This is a genomic window from Candidatus Anstonellales archaeon (assembly GCA_038869735.1).
Classification (GTDB): domain Archaea; phylum Micrarchaeota; class Micrarchaeia; order Anstonellales; family CG1-02-47-40; genus JAWCQO01.
The window spans coordinates 72,755-91,695 of the sequence record JAWCQO010000003.1; the positions used below are offsets into that span (position 1 = coordinate 72,755).

17 protein-coding genes, 1 tRNA gene and 1 rRNA gene are annotated in these 18,941 nt (G+C 40.3%); 7 read left to right on the top strand and 12 right to left on the bottom strand.

What is annotated here, in order from left to right; genetic code table 11:
* Positions 1–8 precede the first annotated feature (8 nt).
* Positions 9–1,136: a glycosyltransferase family 4 protein gene (locus QXF67_01900; GenBank protein MEM3060272.1), complete on the top strand. Its 1,128-nt coding sequence runs from the start codon at positions 9–11 to the stop codon at positions 1,134–1,136.
* A gap of 9 nt (positions 1,137–1,145) precedes the next feature.
* Here the strand turns inward: QXF67_01900 and QXF67_01905 are convergent, their stop codons facing one another.
* From QXF67_01905 to QXF67_01930, 6 genes are read right to left on the bottom strand one after another with little or no spacing between them, the layout of a single operon-like run.
* On the bottom strand, positions 1,146–2,306 hold the full coding sequence (locus tag QXF67_01905) for a glycosyltransferase family 4 protein (protein ID MEM3060273.1): 1,161 nt from the start codon (positions 2,304–2,306) through the stop codon (positions 1,146–1,148).
* A gap of 17 nt (positions 2,307–2,323) precedes the next feature.
* Positions 2,324–2,872, bottom strand: coding sequence for an HAD family hydrolase (locus QXF67_01910; GenBank protein MEM3060274.1), 549 nt, complete (start codon positions 2,870–2,872; stop codon positions 2,324–2,326).
* Positions 2,873–3,442, bottom strand: a complete 570-nt coding sequence (locus QXF67_01915) for a D-sedoheptulose 7-phosphate isomerase (protein ID MEM3060275.1) — start codon at positions 3,440–3,442, stop codon at positions 2,873–2,875.
* Positions 3,430–4,446: a hypothetical protein gene (locus QXF67_01920; protein MEM3060276.1), complete on the bottom strand. Its 1,017-nt coding sequence runs from the start codon at positions 4,444–4,446 to the stop codon at positions 3,430–3,432. Before QXF67_01920 ends, QXF67_01915 begins: the two co-directional genes overlap by 13 nt.
* A gap of 11 nt (positions 4,447–4,457) precedes the next feature.
* Positions 4,458–5,105: a fructose-6-phosphate aldolase gene (fsa, locus tag QXF67_01925; GenBank protein ID MEM3060277.1), complete on the bottom strand. Its 648-nt coding sequence runs from the start codon at positions 5,103–5,105 to the stop codon at positions 4,458–4,460.
* 46 nt (positions 5,106–5,151) lie between these two features.
* Entirely contained in the window at positions 5,152–6,339 is a 1,188-nt protein-coding gene (locus tag QXF67_01930; GenBank protein ID MEM3060278.1) for a glycosyltransferase family 4 protein, read from the bottom strand.
* Between the two features lie 72 nt (positions 6,340–6,411).
* On the opposite strand from QXF67_01930, the gene glmM reads away from it, so the two are divergent.
* The 4 genes from glmM (at position 6,412) to QXF67_01950 (ending at position 11,323) form a co-directional block, all read left to right on the top strand.
* On the top strand, positions 6,412–7,803 hold the full coding sequence (gene glmM / locus QXF67_01935; GenBank protein MEM3060279.1) for a phosphoglucosamine mutase: 1,392 nt from the start codon (positions 6,412–6,414) through the stop codon (positions 7,801–7,803).
* Between the two features lie 11 nt (positions 7,804–7,814).
* The gene (gene wecB / locus QXF67_01940) at positions 7,815–8,957 is read left to right on the top strand and encodes a UDP-N-acetylglucosamine 2-epimerase (non-hydrolyzing) (protein MEM3060280.1); all 1,143 of its coding nucleotides are present in this window, start codon (positions 7,815–7,817) and stop codon (positions 8,955–8,957) included.
* Between the two features lie 6 nt (positions 8,958–8,963).
* The gene (locus QXF67_01945) at positions 8,964–9,671 is read left to right on the top strand and encodes a nucleotidyltransferase family protein (GenBank protein ID MEM3060281.1); all 708 of its coding nucleotides are present in this window, start codon (positions 8,964–8,966) and stop codon (positions 9,669–9,671) included.
* A 110-nt stretch (positions 9,672–9,781) separates the two neighbouring features.
* Entirely contained in the window at positions 9,782–11,323 is a 1,542-nt protein-coding gene (locus QXF67_01950; GenBank protein ID MEM3060282.1) for a hypothetical protein, read from the top strand.
* Between the two features lie 149 nt (positions 11,324–11,472).
* Here the strand turns inward: QXF67_01950 and QXF67_01955 are convergent, their stop codons facing one another.
* The 5 genes from QXF67_01955 to rrf all read right to left on the bottom strand — a co-directional run bounded on the left by QXF67_01955 (position 11,473) and on the right by rrf (position 16,592).
* Positions 11,473–12,360, bottom strand: a complete 888-nt coding sequence (locus QXF67_01955) for an NAD-dependent epimerase/dehydratase family protein (protein ID MEM3060283.1) — start codon at positions 12,358–12,360, stop codon at positions 11,473–11,475.
* A 10-nt stretch (positions 12,361–12,370) separates the two neighbouring features.
* On the bottom strand, positions 12,371–13,360 hold the full coding sequence (locus QXF67_01960) for a hypothetical protein (GenBank protein ID MEM3060284.1): 990 nt from the start codon (positions 13,358–13,360) through the stop codon (positions 12,371–12,373).
* 5 nt (positions 13,361–13,365) lie between these two features.
* On the bottom strand, positions 13,366–15,150 hold the full coding sequence (locus tag QXF67_01965) for a hypothetical protein (GenBank protein MEM3060285.1): 1,785 nt from the start codon (positions 15,148–15,150) through the stop codon (positions 13,366–13,368).
* Between the two features lie 19 nt (positions 15,151–15,169).
* Positions 15,170–16,441: a hydroxymethylglutaryl-CoA reductase, degradative gene (locus QXF67_01970; protein MEM3060286.1), complete on the bottom strand. Its 1,272-nt coding sequence runs from the start codon at positions 16,439–16,441 to the stop codon at positions 15,170–15,172.
* Between the two features lie 34 nt (positions 16,442–16,475).
* A 5S ribosomal RNA gene (gene rrf / locus QXF67_01975) occupies positions 16,476–16,592 on the bottom strand.
* A 71-nt stretch (positions 16,593–16,663) separates the two neighbouring features.
* On the opposite strand from rrf, the gene QXF67_01980 reads away from it, so the two are divergent.
* Positions 16,664–16,735, top strand: a tRNA-Val gene (locus QXF67_01980).
* Positions 16,736–16,970: 235 nt separating this feature from the next.
* Here the strand turns inward: QXF67_01980 and QXF67_01985 are convergent.
* Positions 16,971–17,321, bottom strand: coding sequence for a hypothetical protein (locus tag QXF67_01985; GenBank protein ID MEM3060287.1), 351 nt, complete (start codon positions 17,319–17,321; stop codon positions 16,971–16,973).
* A gap of 78 nt (positions 17,322–17,399) precedes the next feature.
* On the opposite strand from QXF67_01985, the gene purB reads away from it, so the two are divergent.
* Positions 17,400–18,719 (top strand): adenylosuccinate lyase, encoded by a 1,320-nt coding sequence (gene purB, locus QXF67_01990; protein MEM3060288.1) that lies wholly within the window; start codon positions 17,400–17,402, stop codon positions 18,717–18,719.
* The last annotated feature ends 222 nt before the right edge of the window (positions 18,720–18,941 follow it).

Genomic DNA, 18,941 nt, shown 5'->3' on the forward strand with positions numbered 1-18,941 from the left:
TGAATTCGATGAAGATATCCATCCCACTTCGAGCCTTCCACAATTACGGTGGAATATCAAGGTGCATCTGGGAGCTTTCCAAAAATTATTCTCATTCACACGAAGTCCACATTTTTTCAAGCCAGTTTGAATCCCCTCCATTTAAAGTATCCCACCATCCCGTTTTTTCGTTTTCGTCTCCCCCCTTCCTTGCTGAGCTTTCTTTTGCAATCAACTCTCAAAAGGCTTTGGATTCATTTTTTTCCGATATTGTGTATTCTCCAGCTACAGCATGCTATAAAGCAGATGTCTTTACTGCAAACTCTTGCCATAAGGCAGCAGTCGAGCTCTTTTCACAACAAAGAGGCCATATGTACTCTTTTTTAAAGGCGCTTGAACCAAAATCTCGCATTGTTATTGAAATAGAAAAACGCAATTATCAACAAGATAACTACCAAAAAATAACTGCCATATCAAAGCGCACAAAAGAGGAACTGATGCAATACTATAACGTTCCCGCAGATGACATAGTCGTGATCTATCCTGGAGTAGATACAGACATCTTTAAGCCATCGACAAAAAGTCGCATTTTGATACGCAAAAAATATTCCATTCCAGCCAACATCCCCATCCTTCTTTTTTGCGGTCATGAGTTCAAGAGAAAAGGCCTTGCTCAGCTAATAACCGCACTTGCAAAAGTAAAGCGAGACTGGAGGCTTATAGTAATTGGTGGCGACAAAAAAGACTACTATGAAAATCTTGCTCGGAAACATAAGATTTTAGACAAAATACTATTCTTAGGCTTTGTTAAAAGCCTTGCAGACGTTTTCAATGGTTCTGATGTTTTTGTTTTTCCTACAACCTATGAACCTTATGGAATGGTAATAACAGAGGCACTATCCTCCGGCCTTCCAGTTGTTACTTCAAAAATTGCAGGAGCGGCTGAGCTTATGACTCATGGCAAAGAAGGCTTTCTTCTTGACGATCCCTTTGATATCTTAGGCATTTCAGAATACATAGACACCCTTCTAGCTGACGAGAAATTAAGAAAAAGAATGGGAAAATATGCCAGGAATACGGCTACAAAATATAACTGGAAGAAAATATCTATGCAAATGATGAGCGTTTTTGAAAAAGTAATAAATGAAAAAAGGTGACAAAGGCTTTCAACCATTTGTCTTCTTCTTAATTAAATCTAGACATACCTCCTCGTATCTTTTCATAAATAAATCCCAGTTGAATCTTTTGTAGCAAAACTCTTTTCCCTCCCTTCCCATCTTCTTTGCCATCTCACTGTTGGTAGCAAGCAGTTCCATTTTTCTGCTCATTTCTTCTTCATTTTCAACTAGAAAACCAGTCTTTCCGTCGATTATGGTTTCTGTTGGTCCACCTTCCTTTACGGCGATGCAAGGTTTAAGAGAAGCTGCGCTCTCTACTGGAATAAGTCCAAAATCCTCATTTAGCGGGGTATAGAGAGTTGCCGTACAGTTTGCATACAACTCATAAATCTCACTGTCTTCGACATTTAGCTTTATCTCTCCCGCGTTGCCTAAGAGGTTTTTGATTTTCTCGTAGTATCTGACATGCTCTTCTCTGTTTTGCAGAAGCGAGCCGGCAATTATTAACCTCCATTCAGGATGCTTTTCCCTAAATTTGAGAAATGCCTTAATTGCAAATTCATATCTTTTTTCAGGGGTAATCCTTGAAGGATAAAGAAAGTATGGTTCAAAGTTCTTACAACTGTATCTTTCAAATTGTACGCCAGAGTACAAAACTTCACTATCCCTATGAAGATACTTTCTAATTCTTTCCTTTACAGCTTTACTATTTGCAAACACGTGCTCTATTTTAGGAACAATCGAAGATTCGACCGACCTAAAAACAGCAGCGCTTCCTGCAAAAAGCATTTTTTGCCATATATCCCGTTGTCTCATCCTCCATTCATACAAATCGTAAATTTCTCGTGCAGGGGAGTGACAATACCAGACCATTGGAAAGTTATGTCTTCGTCCCCATTCGGAAGGAGAACTCGAAGCTCCAAAAACGTCAAATTCTCCTTTTTTTAATTTTAAATTGTAAAAGGTAACCCCCGAAGAAAAACCGTCATACAACCTTTTTGGGAGTACCTTGCTCCACAGAGGCCTCTTACCTTTAAGAGGCCTTATATCTACTTTTTCGAGTTCTGGAAAGGTAGATTCTCGGTTATATGAAATACAAAAGATAGTGGCATCAAATCTCTCAGCAATCCTCAACATGCATTTTTCAGCACCACCTTTAACTTCAAAAAAAGGGTGAAAGATTGCCAATGAAAACTTTTTAACAGCCATCTAAAAAACCTCATTCTCTAATTGCGGCCAGTAATTTTTTTTGCAGCTTCAAGTAGGCTACTTGCTTCCATATGGGGTTTTATCTTGTATGCTCCGTCCCTTCCTCCAAGACCTGTCCTAACAAGCACAGTGATGCATCCGGCATCGCGCCCCATCTTTATATCCTTGGTGCTATCGCCTATAACATATGAATGTTTCAAGTCGATGTCAAATTCTCGCGCAGCATCTAAAATAAAGTGGGTTTTTGGTTTTCTACATTTGCAATTATCAGATTCAAGATGGAGACAATAATAAATGCGTTGAACATTTATTCCATTGTTTTTAAATGTCTCTTCCATATGCTTATCAATTTCTTTAAGATTCTCCAATTTAACTTCCCCCTTTGGAACTCCTTGCTGGTTGCTTACAATAAAGAGAAGATAGCCGCATTGATAAAGCATCCTCATTGCTCGCAACGACCCTGGAATAAAGTAGAACTCATCTCGGCTTTTTACATATCCTTCCCTATTCTCGTTTATGACACCATCCCTGTCAAGAAAAACAGCAACTCTTTTTTTTACTCTCACTCAGAGGTCACCCTCAACAATTTCGCATATTACATGCCCTATAAATATATGCATTTCTTGAATTCTTTGTGTGTCAGTTGACGGGACATGTATGCACAGATCGCAGATTGTATCCATCTTTCCTTTCCTCTGACCAGTGAGACCTATACAAAAGCACCCGATTTCCTTTGCCTTTTCCAGACCTAAAATAACATTTTGTGACTCCCCTGACGTTGAGATTCCTATAACTACATCTCCTTTTTTTGCCAGCCCTTCGAGTTGGCGAGAAAAGACATTGTCGTATCCAAAATCATTGGCAATAGCTGTAAGCGACGGAACATTTGACACAAGAGCCATAGCCGGAAGAGCATGTCTATTTTTGGTAAATCTCCCTACAAATTCGGCTGCGATATGTTGAGCGTCGGAAGCACTTCCTCCATTTCCAAATAAAAAAACCCTCCCGCCTTTTTTTATACGTTCTGATATTCTTTTTCCAGCTTCCATCACAACGTCAGAAAGTCCGTTGCTTTCTTGGCGGACAACAATACTCTCCCGAAGCCTTTTTAGGTATAGGGTGTCTAAGTCTCCCATGTTTCCAATCCCCCAAAGTCAAACCTTATCCATTTCGGCTCCAATCCAAGCCCCTTTAGTCTTTCTGCTACTTTATGCTCTTTGTTTGGTTCGCAATAAAAAAACATAAACCCTCCTCCACCAGCACCGGAGATTTTCCCTCCAAGTGCACCAGCCTTCTTCGCTTCTTCATATATCTTATCCACTCTCCTGTTCGTTATAAGCGGACTAAACATCTTTTTTATTTTCCAGCTCTCATCAAGAAGTTTTCCAAATTCGTTTAAATCCCCTTTCTCAAGAACCTTTCTCATTTCAAGTGCAGTTTCCTTTGCTTTATCCAGCGCCCATACCGTCTCACTTTTTCCATCCGAGTATCTCTTTATTTGGTCAGCTATTATATCTCCAGAAGACTTTCTTTTAGCTACATAAACCATAACAAGACTTTTCTCGAGTTCAAAAACATGCGCTCGGCTTATTCTCACCTTATTTACTCTTACTCTTCCTTCTCCAAATTCAAGAAAATTTATTCCCCCAAAAGCTGAAGCGTACTGATCTTGCCTCCCTCCAAAATTTCCAAGCTCTTCCCTTTCTAACTTTACAGCAAGTTCTGCGATCTCCTGCCTGCTTAATTCGACCCCATTCATACTGTTGAAAAGGCCTATAAGGGCAACAAACGCGCTTGCTGAACTACCAAGACCTGACTTCGGAGGAACATCGCTTCTAATGTATAACTCGACGCCCCTTTTCCCTCTATTCATTTTTCTTATTACTGCATTTACAAGCTCCATTCTGCCATCCATTGCCATTTCATTCTTGTCAGGATGAAAAAGAAGAAGCTCTTGAGCGTATTCCCCATCTTCAATTACAATCCTTTCATCCGTTCTAAAAGAACCCGCGGCGTAATTATACCTACTTATAGCTGCGTTTATTACACACCCGCCTTTCTCTTCAGCGTAGGGAGAAACGTCAGTTCCTCCACCACCAAAACTTATTCTGACAGGTGCTCTACTTCTATAAGCAATCACGCAGTTCACCGCTATGTCTTAACTGTTTTTTTCCAATCATCCAAAAACCTGGTTATTCCGTCGTCAGTCATCTTGTGCATGAATAGTTTTTCGAATACTTCGGGAGGGACAGTGCAAGCGTCGGCTCCTAACAGCGCTGCTTCTACCACGTGCATAGGATGTCTCACGCTTGCCACAAGGACTTGTGTCTCAAAATCGTAGTTTGAATAAATTCCCAATATTTCCTCAACAACCCTCATTCCGCTTTCACCCATGTCATCCAGTCTTCCAACAAATGGGCTTACGTAAGTAGCACCAGCCTTTGCTGCTATAAGCGCCTGGGCTGCAGAAAACACAAGAGTCACATTTGTGTCTATCCCTTCACTTTGCAGCTTTTTGACAGCTTTCATCCCTTCAAGGCTCATCGGAACCTTTACCACTACGTTTTTTGCCCACGAGGCAAATAATCTTCCTTCTTTGACTATCTCCTCACTCTTCATCCCAATACCCTCTACACTAACCGGCCCCTTTACGATGGAGCAAATCTCCTTAACTGCCTTTTCGTGCTCAACACCTGCCTTTGCAATCAGCGTCGGGTTTGTTGTAATTCCATCTACCAAACCACTGTTGGCAAGTTTTCTTATTTTTTCTATATCAGCAGTATCTAGAAATATCCTCATACGCTACACACCTCCCTACATTCCTTCTTTTTCTGACAAACCAGCTTTACGACGCGCTCTTCATGCCTTCTTTTTTCTTAATCAAACTCTTATAAACTTTGATATATTCTTTTGCAATGTGTTGCCACGAATACTTCTCCTCTGCTTTCTTTCTGTTTTCTTTTCCAATGCGCAAGCGAAGGTTTTCATCTAGAAGAAGCGTTTCTATTCCCTCTACCATCTCCTCTGGAGTTGAGAAAAGAATCGCATTCTTTCCATGCTCTAACAGCTCCTCTATCCAAGAAAGCTTTGTTGCTACAATAGGCTTTCCTGCACCCATATATTCTAATATTTTTATCGGGCAGAACCCGTACGGCTCAGCTGGGTTTAATGCTTCATGAAAAGGAGCAAGGCAAATATCTGCCATTCCCAGATACAGCGGCAGTTCTTTGTCAGCGATTCTTCCGGCAAAAATTACGTTTGACGGAGCTTTGCTCTTAATCCTTTCAATGTAGTCTATATATTTTTCAATTCCTCCAACAATCACAAACCTTGCCTCAGGAAATTCCTTTTCAATCCTCGTGGCAGAATAGACTATGCTATCAAGGCCATGTCTCGGGCCAAGGCCTCCCACAATCTCAATTACGGGTCCTGTGATATCAAGCGATTTTTTTAGCTTCTCAACAGCTCTCTTGCTACTCATACCAAATCTTTTGACATCCACACCGTTTGGGATAACATAAAAGTTCTTTTTTATTCCATGCCTTTCTAATGCCTTTTTGGTAACTTCTGATACACAACATATTGCATCGGCTCTTGAGAGAAAGAACTTTGCCCACAATATTCTGGGGTAGTACTGCACTGCCGGCTTCACTGCGTCTGTAAGTATTCCTCCCCTCCTCTCAAATGAGAATGGATTAAAATTTATTTCAGCAACAAGCGGAACACCGGCTTTCTTTGCTGCAAAAGTTGAAAAGCCGCTCCCTGGGTCCATTCTCTTGTGGATTACATCTATCCCCTCTTTCTTGCAGATTTCAACTATCTTCCAAATGGTATTATATGAAAGGAGGGGTCTGGGGAATTTCGTATTAACTGGATGCACCTTTGCGCCTCCGATGCTTTTTTCTGTGCTATCCGCAATGATATGTACCTCAACTCCAGCTTCGGTTAGAGCCTTTGCAAATTCCATGTGATGAGCTGCAGCTCCTTCAAAACCAGGTATCTTAACCCATTGGGCTACAATAAGAACCTTCATAATAGACTTAATTCAAAAAGATCAAATTTAAACCATTATCCTACAAATAAATCGGCATCTAAGGTGCTATTAATGGCCAAATATTTTGGGACTAATGGCATACGTGGTCTTTACGACTTTCTGACTCCACATTTTGCGCTAAAGGCAGCTTTTGCTTTCTCACAGTGGACCAAAGAAAAAATCAGCAGTAGAGCAAAAAAAGTCAGGATTGGTATAGGGAGAGACATGCGCATTACTTCTCCATCTCTTCACTCCGCTTGCATAGCAGGTATTCTTGCTTCAGGTTCAGATGCAATCAACATGGGCTTAGTTTCCTCTCCAACAGCAGAATTAATGATTAAACGCCTCAATTTGTCCGGTCTAATAATAGTGACTGCTTCTCACAATCCGGCAGAATGGAATGCACTCAAATTTGTTGATTGGAACGGAGTAGCAATCTCAAAAGAGCGCGGAGCTGAAATAGAATATTTGATAGACAAATACAACACGATTCCGGCTACTCCCCAATCTGGAAAAATGTTCGACTACAAAGCTGCAACAGAGCAGCACATCTCCCTTGCCTTGAAGAAAATAAACACTAAGTCTATACAAAAACGAACTCCTCACATAATAGTTGATTGTGGAAACGGTACTGCCGCCTTAATTGCACCACGGCTTTTTACTCTCCTTGGTTGCCAAGTACACACTATAAATGGAAAAATTGATGGGACCTTTCCAGGACGCCAATCCGAGCCGACCCAAGAAAACATTCGAGGCCTCCTTTTAGAGGTAAAAGAAAAGAAGGCAGATATTGGAATTGCATATGATGGAGATGCTGACAGAGTGATATTTGTAGATGAGAAGGGAATTTTTGTATCAGGTGACATGAGCTTTGCTCTTTCCGCAAGGCTTGCTTTGGAACAGAGCAGCTCAAAATCTAGTAAGGTTGTAGTTACGACAGTGGCTACAACCAACGCAGTCCGTGATATCTGCGTACAATATGGAGCCAAGCTCCACTACACCAAAGTTGGAGCGCCGTATCTTTCAGAAGAGACGTATAAGACAGCCGCCATTTCCGCAGGAGAGGAAGTTGGCGGCATCATCTGGCCATCATTCTCATTAGCAAAAGATGGAATTTTTGCTGCAGCAAAAATAATAGAGGCTATATGTGAGAAGGAGACTACCCTTTCAGCACTTCTAAAACAGATTCCGATATATTATAGCTCAAAAACAAAAGTGCCCTGCAAGCCAGGAATAAACAAAACAAAAGTTATAGAAGAGATTGCTACGTACTTTCAGCTTCAACATTTCACTCCCAACACCCTCGATGGAGTTCGAATTGATTATAAAGATTCTTGGTCAATTATAAGGGCCTCTGGAACCGAAAACTATTTTCGCGTGTTTGCAGAGGCAAAAAGCCAAAAAGAAGCAGATGAACTGATGGAAAGACACAAGAAATTACTTCAGGAATTAATCAACAAGTGAGTGGCGATTATATGAAAATAGCACTTGGTTTCGGCACAAGGGCCTGCTCAATAAAGATGGCTCCTCTTATTCGAGAATCTCAAAAAAGGGGACACGAAACATTAATCCTTTACACCGGACAACATTACTCACCAAACCTCTACGAAGATCTTTTTGATGATTTGGAAATACCGCGACCGACTCTGGATATAATGGCAAGGGGTGAACCAGAAGAGCTTGGAGCAAAAATAATCCCTTCAACCGTTAGTTTTTGCAGGAGATACAAACCAGATGTCCTTCTTACTCATGGCGACACATTTAGTGCAATGTACCTCTCCATAGGAGCGGCATTAGCTCTAACTCCTGTTGGTCACGTAGAAGCTGGCTTGAGAACTTACTCCTGGGAACCATATCCCGAGCAAATATGTACAAAAACAGCAGACGCCTGCTCTTCGCTTTTTTTTGCTCCAACCGAAAAAAATAGGCAAGACCTACTTTCAGAGCATCAGCCTGATGAGAGAATTTTTGTTGTTGGGAATACTGTAGTTGATGCCGCACTTCAACATTCAGAGCTAGCAATGAAAAAGAGCAGGATTGTTGAGAAGTTCAAGCCAAAGCATCCGTTTGTTTTTTGGTCATGCCACCGAAAAGAAAATTTGCTTCACGAGCAGCGGATGAGGGGAATCTTTGAATCAATTTTAGAGCTTACTGATGTGCATTTTTTTTGCTCAGTCCTTCCAAGCACGCAGATAGCAGCAGAAAAATGGGGCTATGCAAAGAAGCTTGAAACGGCTTCCCATATATTTTGGGAACCTTGCTTGCCAAAGTATACTGACTCGCTTCGCCTAATGCTGGAGTCAGACCTTATACTAACTGACTCTGGAGGAATGCAGGAAGAAGCCGCCTCCCTACACATACCTTGTCTAACGTTGAGGTATGTTACTGATCGCCCAGAGTCCGTCCAAGCAGGCGCCAACAAATGCATCGGCTGTGAAAAAAAAACCATAAAAGAAGAGGTTAAAAACGTGCTTAAAAACAAGGAAATCGCTGACAGGATGCGCTCCGCCAAGAATCCATATGGAGACGGAAAAAGTAGCGAAAGAATAATAAGAATCATTGAGCAATTTGAAGGCAGGATGGATAGATGGGAAAGCAAAATTGTGAACCAGAGCTGATGTCTTATGAAAAAAGCTTTTGTTTTGTGTGGAGGAAAAGGAACACGCCTTCGCCCTCTTACTTACGCAGTACCAAAGCCGATGCTTCCTGTTGGAAGAAAACCAATTCTTGAGTTCGTGCTTGCAAACCTCAAGCGAAACGGCTTTAATGATGTTACTCTTGCTGTCGGATACCTCAAAGAGCATATAAAAAATTATTTTGGGGATGGCTCGAAGTTCGGCGTCAGAATAGACTATCTGGAAGAGGCGAGCGAATCGGGCACTGCAGGCTGTATCCTGCCGGCAAAAAGCAAGATAAAGGATACCTTTTTAGTCGTTATGGGGGACCACCTTACAAATGCAAATCTTCGTGAGTTATATGAACACCACAGGAAGAACAATCCTCTTGCAACCATAGGTCTAAAGCGCCAAGGGATGCCACTTGAATACGGCATTGCAAAAGTAAATGAAACGAACAACCAGATCCTATCCTTTGAAGAAAAACCTATACTAGAGAATCTTGTTAATGCAGGCATCTATGTATTTGAGCCAGAGATATTTGACTATATCTCTCAAGGTTCTGACTTTGCTCGTGACGTTTTTCCTCTACTCTTAAAAAAGAAAAAGAAGCTCTTAGCCTACATTTTTGATGATTACTGGATGGATATAGGAAGAATGGAAGACTATGAAAGCGTCCACCGAATAATGAGCATCCTTGAAATAACCAAAGAATAAAAAACGAAAAACGTTGAGCCTTCGTGCTATCAAAAGCTTTAAATACCTCCAATAATAGAAATTATACCCTCCATAATAAAAGTTATATATAATCAATTAGTGTGTATTATATGCAAGTCTACAGATTCGTTAAACCTGATAGAAAACTCCAGCTCGAGCAAGCGCATAAAGAGCAAAAATTATTTGAAAAGCAACTTTCTGTTAAGCTATCACACGTCGAAACAGCTGTGAGCTCCTACGACGATCTCTCCATTATTCTAAAAAAAATTGAGCTAATCCTCCCACATGTGATAATCCCATTGTTTAGCTCCCTCGAAGAAGTTGGAAAAAATCCATCTAAGCGCACTATATCAGATTTACTTGCAATTCTTAAGTCTACTAAAGAAGAAAGAAAAGTACTGTATGGACTCCTAAATGAACTTAATACTACCTTTAGTAATCTCAGAATTTCCATAAAAAAACTTAATCAAACCGACTTCAACTGGGTTTCAAACGGCATCTTAGAAGAACTCCCTTCAGATTTAGAGATCAAAATAAAAGAAATATACCGTCTAAGCGGCTTTGTAGAGACAATTGGCTCTTTATCAAACACCACTTCAAAAGTTCTTTCTACCTTTGACTCTCCTTTACCGCCAAACGAGATAAAAAGCATCAGAAAAAAATTAAACAATGATATGCTGAATCTCTCTAAATACAGTTCGATGCTTTCGCATATTATAAATTATTCATTGAAAGGTCTAATTCAAGAAACTCTAAACGGCAATTATCAATTTTCACGATTTTTTATATCCGAATTTGAAAAAAAATATGAATGGTTATACTCTGACCCAAGAATTCAGAATTTAATCTCTGAATACGAGAGAAGTAATGTAATAATTTATATGGACCTTGTATCAACACTTCTTGAGATAACAAAAGAACAATTCCTTAAAGAGAACTGGAAAAAACTCCTCTCCAAATTAGCTACCTCTAATATTCGAAATCCCACTTTTCAAAAAGTAAAGCCTCTAGTTGAACGTCCTCTCATAACCAACCAAAACACCCCAGCCAAGAACCCCCCAGAAACCTCCACTGAACTTTTCTATCGCCACCTAATTGAAGCCACCCCAGCCAAGAACCCCCCAGAAACCTCCACTGAACTTTTCTATCGCCACCTAATTGAAGCAGGAGCAACCCCCCAAGAAGCGCACGAATTACTTAAAATTAAGACTACGCTCAGAAGATTAAATTTCTTCAGCCTAGAGGAAGCGGTTAAGTTTATTCGATCAAAACTTGAAAATGGGCTTTCCTTAAACCACGCTGCCCTGAAATTATCCAACCGAGATTCCTTTAGAACAAGAACAATGGATTTCCTAATCCCTATCTTAAAAGCTGGAGGTATAAGCGATTTTGCTTCTCGCGCGTTGGCCGATTCTTGCATCCATTGCGCTGCTTCCATCTCTCCTAAATCCATAACGCCGGACAAAATTAGACAGTTTGCCATTCAAAACTCAGAACTTATCGTTCGTGAAGCTTCAGAAAAATGCCCAGAGATAAACTTAAACGTTGAACATCATCATCGTCTTTTTGTGGATTCCCTTAGCCATAAACCCTCTCAATCGTCCTCTGAAAAAAACAATCAAACAATTACATATACGCAGAAAATAAGATGAACGTAAAGAGTGTTTCTAAACCATTATTTCACCAATTTGTTTAGCTATCCATTAAAAAACGAACAACACCCTCTAAGGAATCTTTCTCAAACAAATGAGAGGGAACGCGCCCTGATGAACTAGTATAACTCTTACTAAGCTAACCTAAGCTAAAGCATCCTAAGTCCATCTTCCAATGCAATTTTTGCCTCCCACGACAAAAGAAGTTTAGCGTTCCTCACGTCTGCAATGCTATAGCGTATGTCTCCTTTCCGTTCAGGCTCAAAAATAGGTTCAAGTCCTTCCATATTGCAAGTTTTTATAATCATCTCTGCAAGTCTGATAACACTCGTACCCACACCTGTTCCTATGTTGATGGCGCATCCAGAGACATCTGAGTCATATGCCTTGATAACCGCGTTACAAACATCCAGAACATGAACAAAATCTCTTACTTGTTTTCCATCACCATATATCACTGGCGGTTTTCCAGACATAACCCTACTAAAGAATTTTGTTATTACTCCTGAATAGGAACTCTTACTAGACTGCCCTTTTCCATAAACATTAAAAATCCTAAGCGCAATTGCGCTCAATTTGTGGATTTTTGCATAATTGAGCACATATCTCTCAGCTGTAAGCTTTGAAATTCCATATGGCGATATCGGTATAGGCTCTTCATCTTCACTTACAGGAGCTTGGCGAGGTTGCCCGTAAACTGCAGCAGAAGAAGAATAGACAAATCTTTTAACTCCGAATTTTTTTGCAGCTATAAGGCAATTAAGCGCCCCAATCGCGTTTTCTTCGAAATCATATAATGGATCCTCAAGCGACTTTCCAACATCAATCTGTGCAGCAAGGTGAATTATTCCATCACATCCAGAAACTGCCCTCTCAACATCCTCAAGTCTCCTTATGTCGCCCTCTACAAATTCTAATCTGTCATCTTCAAGCGCCATTTCGCGTATATCAAACGCCCGCACCCTTTCGCGCCTCTCAATCAGACTCCTAACCACATAACTACCTATAAACCCACTTGAGCCGGTTACAAGAATCATACTACCATCTTCATATCAGCAATGGTTGAAATCCCCTCGAAAAGATTATTAGCACAGCAACTGCGCATATAACTTCAAACCCTATAAATACAATAACAAGATTTCTTTCGCTTATGCCTCCAGTAATTTTCATAACAAGCTGTGCAAATCCACGAACCTTTCCCCCATACGGATAAAGCTTTCCGTCCTTCTCCTCACCCCACCAATAATCTGTGGGAAATCTGTTTGCAAGTTTTATAAAAAAGTCAATAATATGCGGGATAACAAGAATTGCGCCAGCGCTTTCAAAATTACCTAAAATAACCGCACAAGCAAGCGCACTTCCAATTGAAAGCGTTCCAATATCCCCCATAAATATCCTTGCAGGATACCAGTTAAAGATTATAAAAGCCAGGAGTGATCCTAACATTGCAAATGAGATAACTGCCGATTCTACTTTCCCAAGCATAATAGACAATGCAGCAGTACACGCAAACATAACCATTCCCATCCCAGCCTCCATCCCGTTGAATCCTGCAAGCATATTTGTCAGATTAGAGGCCACTGTAATCCCAAGTGGGATAAACACGACTACATATAAGAGTCCAAAATCAACCTCACCAAAAAACGGAATAAACATTACGGTTGTACCAGCTTTCACTGCAACCAAAGGAATCGATGCAAAAATAGGAATAATTGCCTTTATTATCTGCTTCATATTAAATAAGTCATCAAAAACTCCAATAAGAGAGGTTGCAAGTATCGTTGCAAGCGCTCCAAGAGTGTAGACAAGATGAAACTCAAATCCAAAAAACGTATTCATGCTCACTGCCAATAGAATTCCCGCCCCTACACCCATAATTATCATCATACCGCCCATTTCTGCAACTTGTCTTCCACTTTTTTTGTTTACATCCTTGCCTACAATACCAGCGGCCTCAAACTTTCTGATAAGCCTTGGAGTTGTTATGAACGTAACAAAAAACGAGACTAGAAAAATAGCAGCAATTTCAGCTATCATTACAATCAACCCAAACGAAAGACCCTAACTTGGCTATTGCCATAAATCTTTTTAACACCATCAATTTCATCGAAGAATAACTTAAATGCGTTGGTGTCGTAGATCCCCTGAACCCAAACCATCCTCTGTTTTGGATGATAAAACGGCAATGACTCATCAAGAGCAAGTATACTTGAGTAAGGAATAGTACCTATCGGCACTCCAAAAGAATCGAAATACACCGCATCCTCTATAGGAAAGGTGCCGTCAGGGTCTATTCGCCGGCTTATATATCTCCCTTCACTAGACTTAAACAGAGCTGCCTTCCCGCCGTTTGATGTTATGTTTGCAAAGAAAGAAAACGATTCGGCCCTGAACGTGGAACCAGAAACATCTCTAAATCTTCTTGAAAAATCAAAAATGTCCGAAGAAACGACGATGTACCCAAATCCTTCTTTTTTCAACTCGTCTATGGATTCATTTCCCGCGAGAAATCTCAAAAATGCCCTATTAAGGCCCTCTACCTTCCGCTCAGTAAGAAACCTAGCCGCCTCTTCATTCCATAGAACGGCAATCTTGGCATCTTTCTCAACGTTTTTGTTAATCCAAACGTATGCGTTGTACTCATCCCCACCTATGCCTCCGACATATCTTCCACCTATCTCCTCACCGTTAGCTGAAGTCGAAGAAGATAACAAAATACCTCCTGCCACGGAAGAAAGTGTCAGAAAAGACACCAAAAGTGGAGCAAGCCAGACAATCCTAAACTTATATATGTAGAGTATGGCGCTAAAAAGAATCAACGAAGTTATAGAAAGAACCATAGCTGAGACAACCTCAGAAAATCCTGAAAATGAAAGAGAAAGAAAAAAGAAAAATGAGCCATAACCGGCTAAAAGCTCCTTAACTTCCCTCTTTTCCTCAGAAAGCAGCCAGCTTATTCCCGCTGTAGTGCAAAGTGCGATAAGAGGAAGCGAAGCATAAGTTGTCAGAAATGATATCACGGTCCCCAAAATAAAAAGTAAAAGGATAAATGCATCTCCCTCCTTTTCAAATCTTCGTCCAAAAGCAATTAGAGAAATAGCCCCTAAAGGAATCAAAAATCTAAAATCAAAAAGAGAGTTTTTAAATGAACTTAAATTTAGACTCAGATAAAATTTTTCAGCCTCTAAAAATACAAAAGGTATCGTCAATGCAAGAAGAACAGCTGGAATGACAAATGCGCCTAATCTCTTCTCATTCCTATTCCTCCCTGCTTCAAAACCCAAAGCCATTGCAATTCCAATGGCTGTAGTTGCAAAATCTGACGAAACAACGGCAGCTAATACAAAGAGGACGCACCCAACCAAAAATAGACTTTTTTTATACCTTAATAACGAAAATGCAGCCATCCCAGCAACACAAAGAAAAAGACCAAACGTATATCGCGAATAATGAGGAGGGGCAAAGGCAAAGAATGCAGCAGGCGAAGTTAAAAATAGCATCGTACCAAAGAGAGAAGAGTTTGGGTCAAATCCGTAACTTCTAACCACCAAGTAAAACAGAATAACAGTAAACACACCAAAAACTAACGAAAGCAAACCTAGTGTCTCTATCAACTTCTCTGGTTCAAATTCTCCTTCAACAATGCGATATATACTTGCAGTTACTCTATAATAAATATCGCCTTTATCTTCAATCATCGCTTCCTTTATCATGTTTGCCTCTGAGAATAGCGCACTTGAGGGAAGCTCTTTCTTGGAAATAACCCCAATTGAAAGAAAAAGCAGAGTCAAAACCACTACGTTTAAAATTTCTCTGTACTTATCCATAACTTAACACTTCTTTTTGTTATCGTTTGTCATTGAATCTCTCAATAAGTTTCTTTGCCATCTCTACACTTATCTTTTTTTCTCTAATCATCTCCTCAGCGATTCTATCTACAAGTTCGCCAGACGCTCCGGCGGTTGCTGCTATATTTCTTGCCGCAAGCCTCATATGTCCCCTCTGAATTCCTTCTGTTGAGAGCGCCCTTAGAGCCGCAAAATTCTGTGCAAGACCAACAGCAGCAAGCACACATCCGAGTTCTTTTGCACTCTTTACCCCCAAGATCTTTAGAGCAACTCTTGCAACAGGATGAACTTTAGTAGCACCTCCAACAGTTCCAACGGCAACAGGAATTTCAATCTCTCCTTCCAAATCACCTTCAGAGTTCTTCCAATATCGCGTAAGCGGTCTGTATCCACCACTAAGTGAAGCAAATGAGTGAGCGCCCGCTTCAATAGCTCTAAAATCATTTCCAGTTGCAATCACTACTGCATCTATACCGTTCATTATTCCTTTATTGTGTGTAGCACACCTATAGACATCATTTGCAGCAAATTCGTAAGCATCAAGTATTCCTTCAATTGCATCTTCCCCTATCTCTTCTCTTTTCCATACCGCCCTAGCTTTCGCAGTTCTATATACTGCGAGATTTGAAAGAATCCTCAACCTCACCTTTCCGCCAGTTATCTTCTCAATCTCAGGAGAAATGGACTCAAGAAGAGAATTGACTGAGTTTGCCCCCATCGCATCGCAGACATCTACTAAAAGCTCAATTATGAGCATATCGCCTCTTCTTGTCTCAATAAGCCGATACCTCAACTCTCTAACCCCTCCACCATACTTTGTCATCCCATCATTCTTCCTTGCTAATTCTAGAATCTTTCCAGAATTTTTTCTTACAGCTTCGATTGCCCGTTTTGCATCATCCAACTTCACAATCTGAATTTGTCCGACCATTACCGATGACGAACACTCAGCCCTAAATCCGCCACCCGAGCGTGCAAGCTTTGCTCCATTTGACGCAGCTGCCACAACCGATGGTTCCTCTATCGCCATAGGAATAAGATATTCCTTTCCATTAATAACAAAATTAGTAGCAATACCAAGCGGAAGAGGAAAAGAGCCTATAACATTTTCAATCATACGGTCTGCGACTTCTTCATCTAAACCTCCAAATTTCTTTAGGATTTCAACTTCGTCAGGCTCCAAACCAACCTCTTTTGCTATTATCTCCCTTCTCTCCTCTGTAGAAAGCTTATACAATCCAGAGATATCTGACTTTACCATTCCAATCATTCATTCTCTTCAAAATAAGTATAAATAAATATGGTGTCAGCAGCAATGTGCTTTCCCGCCAACAAGGCAGTACACTGGCAACATCGTGGGAGGGCTTAACTTCCAAGTTCGGGATGGGTTTGGGTGTTTCCCCTCCCCTATGGCCGCTGACGTTACTTACTATATATATTGAAGTTTAAAAATCTACTTTTTAAACATGCTTTTATAAAAATAAGACGTGCTGGGCCCATAGTCGAATGGTAAGACGTCTGCTTGACGTGCAGAAGATTAGGGGTTCGATTCCTCTTGGGCCCATGGGTATACTCCTAGTTCCCACTGCCCCCAGTCTACTACCAAAACCCACTGCCTCAAGTCCACTACCAAAACTAACCCACAATTTATTCTCTATTAATCCAAATTAATCTAAAGGCAAGGGGTTTTGGCTTTCCAATAGTCCGCTCCTCTCCAAAAGCCGAAAATTTTTACCTATTTATAACTATTTATAACTATTTATAACTAAATCCGCCTATTCACACCTATTAATTTTCATCTATTCGAATTTACTCCCCGTTTTTTTCTCTTCAACCGTATACTTTTGCGAGAGAATGGTTTTTTCCATCTTTAAAATAGCCATATAAACCAGAACCATGAAGAATAACTCTATCGCAAGCCTTATTATTTTGGAATAAAAAGCTGGAAGAAGCTCTGAAATATCCACAATCTCCAAGAGAAAAAATAGCAAAAAGGCAAAAGAAATCAACTGTACTGTATTCTTTAGGAAAATTCTTTTCTTTGCAAGCTCAATTAATTTAAAAAACTTCCAGAAGAGGTAAAGCGAAACAACTAAATTTATAAGGTGCATTATTCTTTCAAAATTCACACTTTCGAGAAAAGTCACCATTCCCAACCATCCCCATGCAAAAGCATTTCTTTACCTTTAAATAAAAAGGTTTTGTATCCAATAAATAGGGTGGTTGATATGCCCACATGCCCTTTCGAGGATAGATACCGAACAGATATGAATGAATTATTTGAAAAAAAACATATCATAAATACGTGGATGAAAGTTGAGCTTGCTCTCGCGCGTGCCAACGCAAAGCTTGGGCTCATACCAAAAGATGCTCCTGCGGATATCGCGAAAGCTATGGAGAGCGTTTCTATTGAGGAAATAGAGAAGGTGGAGTCAGACATACATCATGACCTAATGGCAATGGTCAATGTCTTATCCTCAAAATGTAAAAAGTATGGTGGTTTTGTTCATTTGGGCGCAACCTCATACGATATAGAAGATACTGCTACTGCTCTTATTTTCAGAGATGCCATCTCTCTATTGCAAAGACGCCTTGAAACACTAAAAAAAATTCTAAAAAAGCTTGCAATAAGGCATAAAAAAACTGTTTGTGTAGGTAGAACGCACGGACAGCATGCGGTTCCAACAACCTATGGGATGAAATTCGCTCTCTATTACCAAGAGCTAAAACGCCACATGGATAGACTCACCTGGGCAAACCACCGCATAGCTGTTGGAAAAATGTCAGGTGCTGTAGGCACGATGGCAACTTTTGGTGAGTACGGACCTCAGATTCAATCTCTTGTCTGTAAGGAACTAAACCTACGAGAAGCAGTCATAACCAATCAGGTAATACAGAGAGATTCCCATTCAGAAGTCTTATTCGTGCTCGCGCTTATTGGTACAACTCTCGAAAAAATTGCCAAGGAAATACGTAATCTACAAAGAACAGAAATAGGGGAAGTTCTTGAGCCTTTTTCAGAAAAGCAGGTTGGCTCTTCAACTATGCCACAGAAGAGAAATCCGCACAAGTCTGAGCGTATATGCTCTCTTGCACGGATACTTAGAGCTAACTTGCAAGTTGCTCTTGAAAATGTTCCACTTGAACATGAAAGGGACCTAACCAATTCAGCAAATGAGCGCTATATCTTCCCTTCCTCATTTATAACCCTTGATTATATGCTTCTGCAGATGTGCTCAATCTTGGAGGGCCTTCAAATAAATGTTGATGCAATAAATAGAAATCTTGAGCTTACAAGAGGTCTTTTTCTTGCTGAAAGAGTTATGATGGCTCTCACCAAAAAGGGAATGGGAAGACAGGAAGCACACGAACTTGTGCGAAAGTGCGCTCAGGAAGCATACAAAAAAAACATACATCTTAAAACAGCTTTAGAAGCAGACCCCAAATGCATGGAACTTCTATCTTCTTCTGAGCTTTCGTCTCTTTTTGATCCTTCTACTTATATAGGAAAGGCAGAAGAGATAATAGACAAAGCTCTTGCCGATTAGTGATCCTCCTTTTCCATCATCCGTTGCAATATCAATTCATACATAAATCTTAAACTAAATACCTCAACATTTGCGTACAGCCAAACCAGCTTAATAAGTTCTTCCAATTGTGCTGAAATCTGCCAAAAACCATTATCGGTGTCATTATATTCGTTTCTTTTCAAATGTTCGAAGATTTCATAAGACCGGTTAAACATGCTGTTTGAAATTCTTTAAGTTACC